This is a genomic window from Streptomyces sp. NPDC091281, assembly GCF_044757425.1.
In the GTDB taxonomy this organism is placed as follows: domain Bacteria; phylum Actinomycetota; class Actinomycetes; order Streptomycetales; family Streptomycetaceae; genus Streptomyces.
Map to the genome: position 1 here is coordinate 100936 of NZ_JBIVUY010000015.1, position 14882 is coordinate 115817.

12 protein-coding genes and 1 pseudogene are annotated in these 14882 nt (G+C 72.6%); 11 read left to right on the plus strand and 2 right to left on the minus strand.

The features are described 5' to 3' along the window. Positions 1-431 precede the first annotated feature (431 nt). Positions 432-1265 carry an HAD family hydrolase gene (locus ACIQPQ_RS32395; RefSeq protein ID WP_401311067.1) on the minus strand — a complete coding sequence of 278 codons (834 nt, stop codon included), beginning with the start codon at positions 1263-1265 and terminating at the stop codon, positions 432-434. Positions 1266-1838: 573 nt separating this feature from the next. Here ACIQPQ_RS32395 and ssd point away from each other — a divergent pair. The 7 genes and pseudogenes from ssd to ACIQPQ_RS32430 form a co-directional block, all read left to right on the plus strand. Beyond that, positions 1839-2954, plus strand: coding sequence for a septum site-determining protein Ssd (gene ssd, locus ACIQPQ_RS32400; protein WP_401311070.1), 1116 nt, complete (start codon positions 1839-1841; stop codon positions 2952-2954). Further along, positions 2951-4147 (plus strand): TadA family conjugal transfer-associated ATPase, encoded by a 1197-nt coding sequence (locus ACIQPQ_RS32405; RefSeq protein ID WP_401311073.1) that lies wholly within the window; start codon positions 2951-2953, stop codon positions 4145-4147. The genes ssd and ACIQPQ_RS32405 overlap by 4 nt, the downstream gene beginning before the upstream one ends. Before the next feature lie 63 nt (positions 4148-4210). Next, positions 4211-5098 (plus strand): type II secretion system F family protein, encoded by an 888-nt coding sequence (locus ACIQPQ_RS32410; protein WP_401311076.1) that lies wholly within the window; start codon positions 4211-4213, stop codon positions 5096-5098. 157 nt (positions 5099-5255) lie between these two features. Next, positions 5256-6044, plus strand: a complete 789-nt coding sequence (locus ACIQPQ_RS32415; protein ID WP_401311079.1) for a type II secretion system F family protein — start codon at positions 5256-5258, stop codon at positions 6042-6044. Positions 6045-6279: 235 nt separating this feature from the next. After that, on the plus strand, positions 6280-6504 hold the full coding sequence (locus ACIQPQ_RS32420) for a DUF4244 domain-containing protein (RefSeq protein ID WP_401311082.1): 225 nt from the start codon (positions 6280-6282) through the stop codon (positions 6502-6504). Next, entirely contained in the window at positions 6491-6895 is a 405-nt protein-coding gene (locus ACIQPQ_RS32425; protein WP_401311085.1) for a TadE family type IV pilus minor pilin, read from the plus strand. Before ACIQPQ_RS32420 ends, ACIQPQ_RS32425 begins: the two co-directional genes overlap by 14 nt. Next, positions 6892-7263: pseudogene (locus ACIQPQ_RS32430) on the plus strand (Rv3654c family TadE-like protein); the annotation flags it as partial. The gene ACIQPQ_RS32425 and the pseudogene ACIQPQ_RS32430, both read left to right, overlap by 4 nt. Positions 7264-7647: 384 nt before the next feature. On the opposite strand, the gene ACIQPQ_RS32435 reads toward ACIQPQ_RS32430, so the two are convergent. Beyond that, positions 7648-10224: a DEAD/DEAH box helicase gene (locus tag ACIQPQ_RS32435; protein WP_401311088.1), complete on the minus strand. Its 2577-nt coding sequence runs from the start codon at positions 10222-10224 to the stop codon at positions 7648-7650. Positions 10225-10305: 81 nt separating this feature from the next. On the opposite strand from ACIQPQ_RS32435, the gene bldG reads away from it, so the two are divergent. The 4 genes from bldG (at position 10306) to ACIQPQ_RS32455 (ending at position 14872) form a co-directional block, all read left to right on the plus strand. Further along, entirely contained in the window at positions 10306-10647 is a 342-nt protein-coding gene (gene bldG, locus ACIQPQ_RS32440) for an anti-sigma factor antagonist BldG (protein ID WP_383771963.1), read from the plus strand. Positions 10648-10781: 134 nt separating this feature from the next. Then, complete coding sequence (locus tag ACIQPQ_RS32445; RefSeq protein ID WP_383771965.1) at positions 10782-11213, plus strand: ATP-binding protein; 432 nt, start codon at positions 10782-10784, stop codon at positions 11211-11213. A 393-nt stretch (positions 11214-11606) separates the two neighbouring features. Beyond that, positions 11607-14030 carry a sodium-translocating pyrophosphatase gene (locus tag ACIQPQ_RS32450; RefSeq protein ID WP_401311091.1) on the plus strand — a complete coding sequence of 808 codons (2424 nt, stop codon included), beginning with the start codon at positions 11607-11609 and terminating at the stop codon, positions 14028-14030. Between the two features lie 239 nt (positions 14031-14269). Further along, positions 14270-14872 carry a small secreted protein gene (locus ACIQPQ_RS32455; RefSeq protein WP_401311093.1) on the plus strand — a complete coding sequence of 201 codons (603 nt, stop codon included), beginning with the start codon at positions 14270-14272 and terminating at the stop codon, positions 14870-14872. Positions 14873-14882 lie beyond the last annotated feature (10 nt).

Sequence of the window (14882 nt, forward strand, 5' to 3'; positions counted from 1 at the left end):
TCCAGGCAAAGAGTTGCGGCGGTACGAGGGCTCGTACCGCCGCTGGCATGGTCACCGGGTTACCAAGCGTCCTCGATGTAGTGCCCATCAGGTCGGGAACTTCGCCCGTCACCTGGTGCGGCTGGCCCGTAATCGACGGGTCGACGTCGCGTGGGTGCTCGGTGCACATGCGCGGTCCGTGGGGCCAAATGCGTGGTTGAAGGTGATCCTTTCGGATGTCCTTGGTCTCGCGGGCCGTTGAATCCTTTGTACTCCAGGACCCCCAAGAGCGGAAGTGCTCGCTCCTGTTCTTTACTTTTACTCTCAAACAGGGCGCAAGCGGGCGGGACTTCCGCACCAGGCGCCGCAGGTCGGGTGACCTGGGGCACCTGGTGACGGTGCCAGGGCGGCCCGATGACCGGGCGGTCGTACGGGTCAGGCGGGCGTACGGGTCAGGCGGTCGCCGCCCTGCGGCGACTGGCGTACCAGACCAGGCCCGCCGTGGCCGCCGCCGCTCCCACGGCCGCCGCGGCCACGAGCGCCGGACGGGGCGGCACCGAGAACGACGGGATGCGCTGCTTCAGCCGGACCGGCCGATGGAAGTCGAGAATCGGCCACCCGCGCGCGACAGCCTCGCGGCGCAGGGCACGGTCCGGGTTCACCGCGTGCGGCTGACCGACCGCCTCCAGCATCGGCAGATCGGTCACCGAGTCGCTGTACGCGTAGCAGCGCGCGAGGTCGTATCCCTCGGACTCCGCCAGCTCCCGGACGGCCTCCGCCTTGGTGGGGCCGTAGGCGTAGTACTCCACCTCCCCGGTGAAGCAGCCGTCCTCGCCCACGACCATCCGGGTGGCCACCACCCGGTCCGCGCCGAGCAGTTCGCCGATCGGTTCGACCACCTCGGCGCCGGACGTGGACACGATCACGACGTCCCGTCCGGCGGTGTGGTGCTCCTCGATGAGGGACGCCGCCTCGTCGTAGATCAGCGGGTCGATCAGGTCGTGGAGCGTCTCGGCGACGATCTCCTTCACCTGCTGGACGTTCCAGCCGCGGACCATCCCGGAGAGGTACTCGCGGGTCCGCTCCATCTGGTCGTGGTCCATACCGCCGACGAGGAAGACGAACTGGGCGTACGCGGTGCGCAGCGCCGCCCTGCGGTTGATCAGCCCGCCTTGGTAGAAGGACTTGCTGAAGGTGAGCGTGCTCGACTTCGCAATGACCGTCTTGTCCAGGTCAAAGAAGGCCGCTGTGCGAGGCAAGGAGTGGTTTTCCACAACCCTGAGCATAGGGGCAGCCCATTCGGCGTAAGGTGGGCGCGTGGGTTTGCCTGAGAAGGCTCTCGGGTACACCATGGAAGTCACGGATCGTTCGCGACCGTGCTAACCCGGTCCGGCTCCTCCCCCCCCGAGTCGGCCGTGGAGACGACCCCCGCTCTCCCCCCCCCGGCGGGGGTCGTCGCATGTCCGGACGCATTTTCCCCTCCCCTTCACGGTGGTGGCACCGTCCCGAGGCGGCTTCGGCCGCCTCTTCGCGCTGCCCGCTCGCCGTCACGGTGCGTAGTGGTCGGGCTGCTTTGCGGGAATCGTCCACAGGGCGGACCGCGCTCACCGGTATGAGTGGCGGAGATATTCACAACTCCCCACTCGTCCACAGTTATCCACCAAGATCCACACGATTTCCTGGTTCGTCGCACCGTGATTCCCACACGTTCGCTCGCACCGAGTTCAGGGCCGGTTCCGTTTTGCCGGTCTTCCGGGCCGGTTTCCGTCGGACGTTCCAAGGGAGATCCGGCAACCGGTTCTCCACTCGTACGGGATTCGCGGGGCCGCGGGGGACTGCGCGCCGCGCGGCGAAGGGGGATGGACACCGTGACCGGAGCCGTCACGCACGACCCGCCGCCCGCCGCCTCAGGGCGGCAGGGCAGGCCATTGATCGTCACCGAGGACGCGCAGCTCCTCGACGACCTGCTGCGGCTGTGCGCCGCCGCCGGTGCCACACCCGAGGTGCACCCCGCGGTACCCGGACAGCGCGGCGGCGGCTGGGAGTCGGCGCCGCTCGTCCTGGTCGGCGACGACGCCGCGCGCCGGGTGCGAGGCGCCGCCCGCCGACGCGGCGTGGTGCTCGTCGGACGGGACCAGGACGACCCCGGAGTGTGGCGCAGGGCCGTCGAGATCGGCGCCGACCACGTCCTCGTGCTCCCGGACGGCGAGCAGTGGCTCGTCGACCGGATCGCCGACGTCGCGGAGGGCGTCGGGCGGCCCGCGCTCACCGTCGGCGTCCTCGGCGGACGCGGCGGGGCCGGAGCGTCCACGCTCGCCTGCGCCCTCGCCGTCACCTCGGCGCGCGAAGGCCTGCGCACCCTCCTGGTGGACGCCGATCCACTGGGCGGCGGACTCGACGTCCTTCTCGGCGGCGAGAGCGTCGACGGCCTGCGCTGGCCCGCGTTCGCCGCCTCCCGCGGGAGGGTCGGCGGCGGCGCTCTGGAGGAATCCCTGCCCGAACTCCACCGGCTGCGCGTGCTCAGCTGGGACCGCGGCGACTGCGTCGCCGTCCCGCCCCAGGCCGTGCGCGCGGTCCTCGCCGCGGCCCGCCGCCGGGGCGGCACGGTCGTCGTCGACCTGCCCCGCCGCGTCGACGACGGAGTCGCGGAGATCCTTGCCCAGGTCGACGTCGGACTCCTCGTGGTCCCCGCCGAACTGCGCGCCGTCGCCGCCGCCGGGCGGGTCGCCTCCGCCGTCGGCATGGTCCTGCGCGACCTCCGGGTGGCCGTCCGCGGGCCGTACGCTCCCGGCCTCGACGACCGGGAGGTGGCCCGGCTGCTCGGCCTGCCCCTGGCCGGTGAGGTGCCGGTCGAGTCCGGACTGCTGCGCCCCGACGGAGGCAAGGCCCCGCCCGGGGGGCTGCCGCGCGGCCCGCTGGCCAGGTTCTGCAGGGAGTTCTGGGAGCGTGCCCTGACCGAGGCGGGCACCGCGTGAACGCCGCCCCCGGCCGTGGCCCGGCCGTCGCCACCGGCACGCTGCTCGACGGCGTCCGGCAGTGGCTCGCCGAGAGCGGCGCGGAACCCACACCCGCCCGGGTGGCCCAGGCACTGCGCGAACAGGGCCGGGTCCTCGGCGACGCGGAAGTCCTCGGCACGGCCGAGCAGCTCCGCTCCGAACTCGTCGGCAGCGGCCCGCTGGAGCCGCTCCTCGCCGACCCGTCGGTGACCGACGTGCTCGTGTCGGCGCCGGACCGGGTCTGGGTCGACCGCGGCGGCGGTCTGGAGCTGACCGCCGTCGCCTTCCCGGACGCGGCGGCCGTGCGACGCCTCGCACAGCGCCTGGCCGCGGTCGCCGGACGGCGACTGGACGACGCACGGCCGTGGGCCGACGCGCGGCTGCCCGACGGGACCAGGCTGCACGCGGTACTGCCCCCGGTCGCCGTCGGCAGCACCTGCCTGTCGCTGAGGGTGGTTAGGCCGAGGGCCTTCACCCTCGACGAACTCGTCACCGCGGGTACCGTCCCGCCCGGCGGGGACCGGGTGCTGCGGGCCCTGCTCGCGGCCCGGCTCTCCTTCCTGGTCAGCGGCGGCACCGGTACGGGGAAGACCACTCTGCTCAGCGCGCTGCTCGGCCTGGTCGGACCGGGCGAGCGGATCGTGCTCGCGGAGGACTCGGCGGAACTGCGGCCGGACCATCCCCACGTGGTCCGGCTGGAGACCAGACCCGCCAACCAGGAGGGAGCCGGGCTCGTCACCCTGGAGGACCTGGTGCGGCAGGCCCTGCGGATGCGCCCGGACCGTCTGGTGGTGGGCGAGGTGCGGGGCCCCGAGGTCGTGGATCTCCTGGCGGCCCTGAACACGGGTCACGAGGGCGGCTGCGGGACCGTCCACGCCAACACGGCCGCCGATGTCCCCGCCCGGCTGGAAGCGCTCGGCACGGCGGCCGGGCTCGACCGGGCGGCCCTCCACAGCCAGATGGCCGCCGCGCTGTCGGTGGTGCTCCACCTCGTGCGCGACCGGGCCGGGCGGCGCCGGATCGCCGAGGTGCACGTCCTGGAACGCGACGCCTCCGGGCTGGTGCGCACGGTCCCGGCGCTGCGGTGGCAGACGGAGGCCTTCGTGCGGGAGAGGGGCTGGGAACGGCTGCGAGGGCTGCTCGGGAGCGGGTGGGAGGCGGCTGACGCGTGATCGGGGCGAAGGGGAACGGCGGGTGTGGGCGGAAGCAGGCAGGGAGTGAGAGGAGTGTCTGAAATGACTGGTGTGGTGGGCCAGATGCCGCTGGGAGCGGCCGCCGCCTGCGCGGGCGCAGCCATCTGGTTGTGGGGCGGTCCGCATGCGGCGCCGAGGCGCGCGCAACTGCTCCTGGCCGGAGGTGGGGTGGTCGTTGAGAGGCCGCCTCCCTGGTGGGGCCTTGACGACGTGTCGCGTCGGTTACGCGGCCGGTGGCGGCCCGAATGGTGGTCGCCGGTCCTGGGACTGGCCCTCGGACTGCTGGGAGGTTCGGCGCTGCCCGTGGTCGCGGGGGTGGCCGGGGTGCCCCTCTTGAGCCGCATGCGCCGCGCCCGGTCGCAGCGGCGGGCGGCGGAGCGGCGGGCGGACGAGGTGATCGCCCTGTGCGCGGCGCTCGCGGGGGAGGTGCGGGCGGGACGGCAGCCCGGCGAGGCTCTGCGGCTCGCGGCGCGGCAGTCCGGAGGGCTCGGCGCGGCGGGGCTCGGTGCGGCGCAGGCCTCCGTGCTGGCGGCGGCTCGTTTCGGCGGGGACGTCCCCGGCGCGCTCGCCGCCGCGGCTCGGCGGCCCGGGGCGGACGGCCTGCTGGGACTGGCCGCCTGCTGGCGGGTGGCCGTGGACCAGGGAGCGGGCCTCGCGGCCGGCCTCGACCGCCTGGAAGCCGCGCTACGGGCGGAGCGGGACCAACGAGCCGACCTTCGGGCTCAGCTGGCCGGCGCGCGTTCGACAGCGGTGATGCTCGCAGGTCTGCCGGTCCTCGGCCTGCTGCTCGGCACCGCTCTCGGCGCCGACCCGCTCCACGTGCTGCTGCACAGCGGGGTCGGGCTGGGCTGCCTGGTCGTCGGCGGAGTCCTGGAAGGGCTGGGGATGTGGTGGGCGGCGCGGATCGTGCGGGGGGCGGAGGGGGAGTGAGGGGGCGGGCTGGTCCCGCGCGGGGCTTGGCGGCTCGGGCGGAGGCCAGGGCGGGTGGGGAGGAGCGGGAGGAACGAGTGGAGGTCTGGACGGTCTGGGCGGCAGCGGACACGGGCGCGACGAGGAATGACGCAGGTCGATCAAGGAGGAGGTCTGGGTGAGCGAGGAAGTTGTCCACAGGCTGGGGGTGGCCGTGGGGACACTGCTGGCCCTGGGGTGGGCGGTGCGGTGGCTGGACGCGGCCCGGCGGAGGCGGCGCGCGAAGCGACGGCTCGTCGAACTGCTCGCGACCCTGCCGGTCCAGCCGGAGGGCTCGGAGCGGCATACGGCTGATGCCATGCGGCGGCGGATTCCCGAGATCGCGGTGGCAGGCGCCGGATGGCTGGTCGTAGGTGGCCTTCCCGGGCTCCTGTTGGGGCTGTCGGGGGCGGCGGCCGTGTGGTGGTGGCGTCGTCGGCTGCGGACGCCGGATGCGCCGAGCAAGGCGGAGATGCGGGCGGCGGCACGCCAACTCCCGCTGGCCGCCGACCTGCTGGCGGCGTGCATCGCGGCGGGAGCGGCGCCGGTGACGGCGGCCCAGGCTGTGGGCGACGCCCTCGGTGGGCCGGTCGGGGACGGGCTGGCGCGGGGCGCCGCCGAGATACGGCTCGGCGGTGAACCCGCCACGGCCTGGCGGGGGTTGGCAGCGACTCCGGGGGCGGAACCATTGGCCCGGCTGCTGGAGCGGGCCACGGTGTCGGGTCTCCCGGCGGCGGGGCCGGTGGCCCGGCTCGCGGCCGATGCCCGCGCCGCGTGGGCACGGGCCGGGACGGCCGGGGCACGCCGGGCGGCCGTCATGGTCGCGGCGCCGGTGGGGCTGTGCTTCCTGCCCGCCTTCATCACGGTCGGCATCGTGCCCGTCGTGGTCGGCCTGGCGGGCGGAGCACTGGGAGGAGGCGCGCCGTGACGACATGAGGAGTGACACGGACGCGCGACGACGGATGGGTGTCGACGGACGCCTGAAGGAACCGAGGGGCACAGCCCGGTCGGTGACACCGGCACGGCGGACAGGCGGACAGGCGGACAGGCGGGCCGGTGAGCCGGTCCTGCGACGAAACGGGAGCCACAGCAGTGGACCCGACGGACCCGGCGGCTCACCGGAGCCGACGGAACAAACAGACACGAACCTCACGGGGGTTGAGATGAAGAAGACGGTACGAGCGCGTGCGCGGGTGCGCGCCCTGGTGCGGAGGGCGTGGCGCGCCTGCGCGGCGCGGCGGGACGCGGGGATGGTGACGTCCGAGTACGCGATGGGGATCGTCGCGGCGGTCGGGTTCGCCGTGATCCTCTACAAGGTGGTGACGAGCGGGATGGTCTCCGAGGAGTTGCAGGGCATCATCAAGCGGGCGCTCAGTGCGGGGGCATGAGCCGGGCCGTCGGGCGGGGCGTGCGGACCGGGGGTTCGTGACGGCGGAGTCGGCCGTCATGCTTCCGACCCTCGTGGCGTTCACGATGGCGCTGGTGTGGGGCTTGATGGTGATGGCCGCCCAGATCCAGTGCGTGGACGCGGCCCGGTCCGGCGCTCGCGCCGCCGCCCGCCAGGACCCGCCCGACGCGGTCGCCGAGGTGACGCGGGCGACCGCGCCCCGGGGCGCACGGGTCACCGTGACCAGAGAGGGCGACCAAGTCCGTGTCGTCGTCGTGGCCCGGCCGCCCGTACTGCGGGGACTGCCCTTCGAAGTGCGGGAGGAGGCCGTGGCCCTCGCCGAGGACACGGTGACCGCTCCGCAGGCCGACGACCCGGGGGAGGGGGTGTGAGGCGCTTCCCCGCAGTCAGGGGGATTCGCGACGATCGCGGGTCCGCCACCGTCTGGAGCCTGGGCGGGATCGCCGTGCTGTGCGTGGTGTTCGGCGTGGTGCTCGCCCTCGGGCAGGCCGTCCTGGCCCGGCATCGCGCGGCCGGGGCCGCCGACCTCGCGGCGCTCGCTGCCGCGGACCACTGGATGGAGGGTCCTGCTGCGGCCTGTGCTCGGGCGGACCGGGTGGCTCGGGCGCAGCGGGCGCGGGTGGCCCGCTGCATGGTCGTCGGCGAGGTCGCTGACCTGACGGCCGTGTCGGGGCGGGGGCTGTTCACGGCGGAGGCCAGGGCGCGGGCTGGTCCTGCCGGGACGGGGCCTGCGGGGACGGGGCGGTCGGCAGAGGCGGCACAGTTGTCGACGGAAGTGCCAGCCGTTTCGTCGGCCGATCTGGCGACAGGCGCGTACGCCTACGCCCGCGCAGTCGCGGCGCCCCACGCGTCTGCCGTGGCGTTGGCCCTCGTGTCTGGGGTGGCGTCGGCTCAACCTCCCGCACAGGCGCCACCCCGTGTCCCTGGCTCGGAGCATCCTGCCGATCCGAGCAGGCGTTGTTTTCGGCCAACCTTGGCTGGGAGGCAAGGGCTTCCGCAGCCTGGGGAAGCACGAACCGCAAGTCGGCGTGCAGATCGCCCGTGTCGCACGCCGAAGGGAAGGGAGGGTCGGCACCCGCCGCGCCTGCCTCCTCGGACCCCCTGCCTCCTCGTACCGGGCGCATCACCCGGTCTCCGAGACCCCCGCCTCCGAGACCTCCCGCGCCGAGCCGCCCCCCTCCCGAGGGGCTGCCTGCCGCGAGGCCTTCTCCACAGCCCTCTCGCCCGCCTCCCCCCGCCCACCTTCCCCCTCCGAGGGCGCCTCCCGGAGGAGTTCCGTGAGGAGTCGGATGGCGCCGCGTTTGTGCAGGGGCTCGTTGCCGTTGCCGCACTTGGGGGACTGGATGCAGGAGGGGCAGCCGGCGTCGCACTCGCAGGAGGCGATGGCCTGGCGGGTCGCGGTCAGCCAGGCGCGGGCCGTGTGGAAGGCGCGCTCCGCGAAGCCCGCGCCGCCGGGATGGCCGTCGTAGACGAAGACGGTCGGCAGGAGGGTGTCGGGGTGCAGCGGGACCGAGACCCCGCCGATGTCCCAGCGGTCGCAGGTGGCGAACAGCGGGAGCATGCCGATGGACGCGTGCTCGGCGGCGTGCAGGGCGCCGCCGAGTATCTCGGGATCGACGCGGGCGCGGTCCAGCTGGTCCTCGGTGACCGTCCACCACACGGCGCGGGTGCGCAGCGTACGAGGAGGGAGGTCGAGCTTCGACTCGCCCAGGACTTCACCGGTGATGACGCGTCGACGCAGGAAGGAGACGACCTGGTTGGTGACTTCGACCGAGCCGTAGCACAAGCGGCCCTCGCCCCAGGGGAGTTCGATGTCGGTGTCCAGGACGGAGATGGCTGTGGTGTCGCGGGCCACCGTCGTGTAGGGCGGGGCGGCCTCCTCGACCAGGGCGACGGAGTCGTCCAGGTCCAGGGAGCGGACCAGGTAGGTGCGGCCCTGGTGGAGGTGGACGGCGCCCTCGTGGACGGTCGAGTGGGCGGCGCCCTCGTCGACCGTGCCGAGCAGGCGGCCGGTGCCCGACTCGACGACCTGGACCGGTCGTCCGCCCTCGCCGCGGATGTCGGTGAGGTCGGCGGCCCGCTCCCGGCGGGTCCAGTGCCAGGCCTTCGTCCGGCGGCGCAGCAGCCGCGCGGCCTCCAACTGCGGCAGGAGACCGGCCGTCTCGGGGCCGAAGAGGGCCAGGTCCTCCTCGGTCAGCGGCAGTTCCGCGGCGGCGGCGCAGAGGTGCGGGGCGAGGACGTACGGATTGTCGGGGTCGAGGACGGTCGACTCCACGGGACGGTCGAAGAGCGCCTCGGGGTGGTGGACCAGGAAGGTGTCCAGCGGGTCGTCGCGGGCGACCAGGACCGCCAGCGCGCCCTGCCCCGCCCTGCCTGCCCGCCCGGCCTGCTGCCAGAGCGAGGCGCGGGTGCCCGGGTAGCCGGCGATGAGGACGGCGTCGAGGCCGGAGACGTCGATGCCGAGTTCCAGGGCGGTCGTGGCGGCCAGGCCGAGGAGTTCCCCGGAGTGCAGGGCCTGTTCCAGGGCACGGCGCTCCTCGGGGAGGTAGCCGCCGCGATAGGCCGCGACACGCCGGGCCAGGGAACGGTCGATTTCGCCCAGCCGTTCCTGGGCGATGAGGGAGATCAGCTCGGCGCCGCGCCGGGAGCGGACGAAGGCGACCGTGCGGACCCCCTCGACGGCGAGGTCGGTGAGCAGGTCGGCGGTCTCGGCGGTGGCGGTCCGCCGGACCGGGGCGCCCTTCTCGCCGTGCAGCTCGGTCAGCGGCGGCTCCCACAGGGCGAACACCAGTTCACCGCGGGGCGACGCGTCGTCGGCCACCTCGACGACCGGGAGGCCGGTCAGGCGGCCCGCTGTGACGGCCGGGTCGGCCGCGGTGGCCGAGGCGAGCAGGAAGACCGGGTCGGCGCCGTAGCGGGCGCACAGGCGGCGCAGACGGCGCAGCACCTGCGCGACGTGGGAGCCGAAGACGCCGCGGTAGGTGTGGCACTCGTCGATGACGACGAATTTCAGCGATTTCAGGAAGGAGGACCAGCGGGGGTGGGAGGGCAGGATGCCGCGGTGCAGCATGTCCGGATTGGTCAGCACGTAGTTGCCGTACTGGCGGATCCACTCGCGTTCCTCGACCGGGGTGTCGCCGTCGTACACGGCAGGGCGGACCGCGCTGCCCAGCGGGCGCGCGAGGTCCTTCACCGAGCGGCACTGGTCGGCCGCCAGGGCCTTGGTCGGGGCGAGGTAGAGCGCGGTGGCGCCGCGGCCGTTCGGGGCCTCGGAGCCGTCCAGGAGGCGGGAGAGCACCGGCACCAGATAGGCCAGGGACTTCCCGGAGGCGGTGCCGGTGGCGACCACCACCGACTCGCCGTCCAGGGCGTGCTCCGCGGCGGCCGCCTGGTGGGCCCAGGGATGCTCGATGCCGCAGGCCGCCACGGCCGCGAGGACCTCGGCGCGAATACGGTCGGGCCAGACGGCATGCCGCCCCGCCCGCGGGGGCAAGTGCTCCGTATGAGTGATGCGCGACGCCCGGCTCGGGCCCGGGGCGAGCCGGTCCAGGACCGCGCCCGGTGACAGGCGCGACACGGGCTGTGCCGGGGGTCGATCGGATCGGTGATTCTTGGCCATCGGCACCGAGTGTGTCACTGGCGTGACGGACAATGGAGCCAAGGCGTCGTGCACGCCTGCCGGTAAGTGATTGAATGCCATCGCGGCTGGCGAACCGTCCCGGGGGCTCCTGCCGAGGTGTCCCATGGGACGACCGCTCGATAGCAAGGTGCTGGAGGATCCGTGGACCTGTCCCTGTCGACCCGTACCGTCGGCGATCGCACGGTCGTCGAGGTCGGTGGAGAAATCGACGTCTATACCGCGCCCAAGCTGCGCGAGCAGTTGGTCGAGCTGGTGAACGACGGGAATTACGACCTCGTCGTGGACATGGAGGGCGTGGACTTCCTCGACTCCACCGGTCTCGGCGTCCTGGTCGGCGGTCTGAAGCGTGTGCGTGCCCACGAGGGCTCGCTGCGCCTGGTGTGCAACCAGGAGCGCATTCTGAAGATCTTCCGCATCACCGGTCTCACCAAGGTGTTCCCGATCCACGGTTCGGTGGACGAAGCGGTGGCGGCGACCGACTGACCTCGCGACTGAACCACCGGTCCCGGGCCCGCGCCCTGTGGCGCGCTCGGCCGGTCCAGCCGAGTACACCAGGGGGGATCGGGCTTCGGTGGCCCGGCCCCCCGACCGCACGCCCGTAGTTCCGAGGGGGACGCATGGCCACCGTTGAACTCCGCTTCAGCGCGCTGCCCGAGCATGTCAGGACCGCCCGGTTGGTGGCGGCGGCGGTGGCGCGCAGGGCCGGGGTGGACGAGGCCGTCCTCGACGAGGTCCGGCTCGCCGTCGGTGAGGCCTGTACCCGTGCCGTGGGGCTCCACCAGAGCGGCGGCATCAGCTCGCCGGTGAAGGTGTCGCTCATCGAGGACGAGAAGCAGTTCTCCATCGAGGTCGGCGACGAGGCACCGCGCGTGGCTCCCGGCGACCGGGCTCCCGGCACCGGGGACATCGACGTGGAGGCCGAGGAGGACGAGATGGGCCTCGCGGTCATCAGCGGCTTGGTCGACGACGTCGAGGTCACCGCGGGCGAGAACGGCGGCCTGATCCGTATGACCTGGCCGACCGCGCCGCCGGCCACCGCGCTCGTCTGACGCCCCCCGTCCCGCCCGGTGCCGCCGCGCACCGTCGTAGACACGTGATCGAAGGGCCCCGCTCCGGCGGGGCCCTTCGGCGTGTGCGGGGGTCCCGACCCGCGCTTACAGTGGTGCCAGGAAGTGAATCTTGGAGAAGTGAGTCCCGCCGCCGCGGAGAAGTGAATCTTGCCGCGAACGGCGAGTGAATCCGACGGCGAGCGGCGAATGAATCTTGCCGGGAATTTAGTGAAACAATTCACTAACGACAATGCCTCGAAGGCATTACTTCGCGAGACCGTCGCGATCTCGCGGGTGAAAGTGAATTGCGATTGCCGCGCCCTGTTTTGATCAGGTTCCGGTACCTACAATCCGTCCACATCTTGAGCTCAGTCCAAGCGTCAAGGAGGACGAATGGCGGGGCTTTCTTCCCCTCACCGGTTGGACCACTCCACGACCTTCGCGGCCGCGGTGCTGACCGACGGCAACCGGGTGCTCGTGGTGGTCATCGGGGTGGTCGCGCTGGCCGCGCTCGTGGTCGCGGGCGTACTGCTGCGGCAGGTGCTCGCCGCGGGCGACGGCACCGACAGCATGAAGAAGATCGCGGCGGCGGTCCAGGAAGGCGCCAACGCCTATCTGGCCCGGCAGTTGCGCACCCTCGGCGTATTCGCCGTCGTCGTGTTCTTCCTGCTCATGCTGCTTCCTGCGGACGACTGGAATCAGCGGGCCGGACGGTCCATCTTCTTCCTGATCGGAGCGGGATTCTCGGCGGCCACCGGCTATATCGGCATGTGGCTCGCCGTGCGCAGCAACGTACGCGTCGCCGCGGCCGCCCGGGAAGCGACTCCGGCCGAAGGAGAACCGGAAAAGGATCTCACCGAGGTCTCGCACAAAGCCATGAAGATCGCTTTCCGCACCGGGGGCGTCGTCGGGATGTTCACCGTCGGGCTCGGGCTGCTCGGCGCCTCCTGCGTGGTCCTCGTGTACGCGGCCGACGCGCCGAAGGTCCTGGAGGGCTTCGGCCTGGGCGCAGCGCTCATCGCCATGTTCATGAGGGTCGGCGGCGGCATCTTCACCAAGGCCGCCGACGTCGGCGCCGACCTCGTCGGCAAGGTCGAGCAGGGCATCCCGGAGGACGACCCGCGCAACGCCGCGACCATCGCGGACAACGTGGGAGATAACGTCGGCGACTGCGCGGGCATGGCCGCCGACCTCTTCGAGTCGTACGCCGTCACCCTGGTGGCCGCACTGATCCTCGGCAAAGTGGCCTTCGGCGACGCCGGACTCGCGTTCCCGCTGCTCGTGCCCGCCATCGGCGTCCTCACGGCCATGATCGGCATCTTCGCGGTCGCCCCGCGCCGCACCGACCGCAGCGGCATGTCCGCGATCAACCGGGGCTTCTTCATCTCCGCGGTCATCTCGCTCGCCCTGGTCGCCGTCGCCGTGTTCGTCTACCTCCCCGGGAAGTACGCCGACCTCGACGGCGTGACCGACGCCGCGATCCAGGGCAAGAACGGAGACCCGCGCGTTCTGGCCCTCGTCGCCGTCGCCATCGGCATCCTCCTGGCCGCCGTCATCCAGCAACTGACCGGATACTTCACCGAGACGACCCGCCGCCCGGTCCGCGACATCGGCAAGTCCTCGCTGACCGGCCCCGCCACCGTCGTCCTCGCCGGCGTCTCCGTGGGCCTGGAGTCGGCCGTCTACACGGCTCTGCTGATCGGCCTCGGCGTCTACGGCGCGTTCCTGCTCGGCGGTACGTCGATCATGCTCGCGCTCTTCGCGGTCGCCCTGGCCGGCACCGGCCTGCTCACCACCGTCGGTGTGATCGTCGCCATGGACACCTTCGGGCCGGTCTCCGACAACGCGCAGGGCATCGCGGAGATGTCCGGCGACGTCGAGGGCGCGGGCGCGCAGGTGCTGACCGACCTCGACGCCGTCGGCAACACCACCAAGGCCATCACCAAGGGCATCGCGATCGCCACGGCCGTGCTGGCGGCGTCGGCGCTCTTCGGGTCGTACCGGGACGCGATCACGACCGGCGCGCGCGACGTCGGGGAGAAACTCTCCGGCGACGGAGCGCCGATGACGCTCATGATGGACATCTCGCAGCCCAACAACCTCGTCGGGCTGATCGCGGGCGCGGCGGTCGTCTTCCTCTTCTCGGGCCTCGCGATCAACGCCGTGGCCCGGTCGGCGGGATCCGTGGTCCACGAGGTGCGGCGGCAGTTCCGCGAGAAGCCCGGGATCATGGACTACAGCGAGACGCCCGAGTACGGCAAGGTCGTCGACATCTGCACCCGCGACGCCCTGCGCGAACTCGCCACACCCGGCCTGCTCGCCGTACTGGCGCCCGTCTTCGTCGGGTTCACGCTCGGCGTCGGCGCGCTCGGCGCGTTCCTCGCGGGCGCGATCGGCACGGGCACGCTCATGGCGGTCTTCCTCGCCAACTCCGGCGGCGCCTGGGACAACGCGAAGAAACTCGTCGAGGACGGCCACCACGGCGGCAAGGGCAGCGAGGCGCACGCGGCCACCGTCATCGGCGACACCGTCGGCGACCCCTTCAAGGACACCGCCGGACCCGCGATCAACCCGCTCCTCAAGGTCATGAACCTGGTCGCGCTCCTCATCGCGCCCGCGGTGATCCAGTTCAGCTACGGCGACGACGCCAACCCCGGCGCGCGGATCGCCATCGCCGTCCTCGCGGTACTGGTGATCGTCGGTTCGGTCTACGTCTCCAAGCGGCGCGGCATCACCATGGGCGACGACGGCGACGGCGATGCCGGGCGCGGTCCCGGCGGCACCCCCACGTCGGCGGACCCGGCGGTGGTCCCGTAGGGCAGAGGGCAGAGGGCCGCGGGGCGGTCCGCGGCGACCGGTCGGTGCGTCGGCGGCCCTCGTACGGAGCAAGGGGCGGGCGTACGGCGTGTGTTGGCGCGCCGTACGCCCGCCCCGCGGTGTCCGTGATGCTGCCGTGAGCCTTCTCTCTCCTGGTTTAAATGCCTCTCTTCGTTATATAGCGGGCATTCGTTCTGGGGTTGTCGCCGGGTCGGCGTGTATGTTCCGGGCCGAAGGCCATGGAAGGGACCAACCCGGTGAACAAGAAGCTCGCGGCCGCACTGTCCGGCGGTGCGGTACTGGTACTGGCGCTGACGGGATGCGGCGGGGGCGACGACGGCAACAAGGAGCTGGACGCCTGGGCGAAGCAGGTCTGCGACGCGCTGCCCGCTCAGGACTCCAAGGTCGACGCCGCCAACGCGGCGATCAAGAAGGCCGCGTCGGACAACAACGCTCCCGCCGACGTCCAGAAGACCGACTCCCAGGCCTTCCAGGACATGTCCGACGCCTACAAGGCGCTCGGCACGGCCGTCCAGAAGGCCGGGACGCCGCCCGGTGTCGAGGGCGGCGAGAAGAAGCAGAAGGACGCGGTGACCGCCCTCAACGGTCTCTCCGCCTCCTACGCCGACCTCAAGACGAAGGTCGACGCGCTCGACGTCAAGGATCAGGCCAAGTTCGCCGAAGGCCTGGCGGACATCGCCACCGAACTCGGCAAGCTCAGCCAGAGCAGCAACACCGCCCTCCAGAACCTCGAACAGGGCGACGTGAAGGCCGCCATGGCCAAGCAGGAAAGCTGCAAGAAGGTCGCCGCCTCGGCCTCCTCCCGCGCCACCACCAGCTGACCGCCGGGAA

Bases quoted from the DNA above. Each gene is read 5' to 3' on its own strand.
- ACIQPQ_RS32395 (WP_401311067.1), bottom strand. From the start codon at position 1,265: ATGCTCAGGGTTGTGGAAAACCACTCCTTGCCTCGCACAGCGGCCTTC.
- ssd (WP_401311070.1), top strand. From the start codon at position 1,839: ATGGACACCGTGACCGGAGCCGTCACGCACGACCCGCCGCCCGCCGCC.
- ACIQPQ_RS32410 (WP_401311076.1), top strand. From the start codon at position 4,211: ATGACTGGTGTGGTGGGCCAGATGCCGCTGGGAGCGGCCGCCGCCTGC.
- ACIQPQ_RS32420 (WP_401311082.1), top strand. From the start codon at position 6,280: ATGAAGAAGACGGTACGAGCGCGTGCGCGGGTGCGCGCCCTGGTGCGG.
- ACIQPQ_RS32435 (WP_401311088.1), bottom strand. From the start codon at position 10,224: ATGGCATTCAATCACTTACCGGCAGGCGTGCACGACGCCTTGGCTCCA.
- ACIQPQ_RS32445 (WP_383771965.1), top strand. From the start codon at position 10,782: ATGGCCACCGTTGAACTCCGCTTCAGCGCGCTGCCCGAGCATGTCAGG.
- ACIQPQ_RS32450 (WP_401311091.1), top strand. From the start codon at position 11,607: ATGGCGGGGCTTTCTTCCCCTCACCGGTTGGACCACTCCACGACCTTC.
- ACIQPQ_RS32455 (WP_401311093.1), top strand. From the start codon at position 14,270: ATGGAAGGGACCAACCCGGTGAACAAGAAGCTCGCGGCCGCACTGTCC.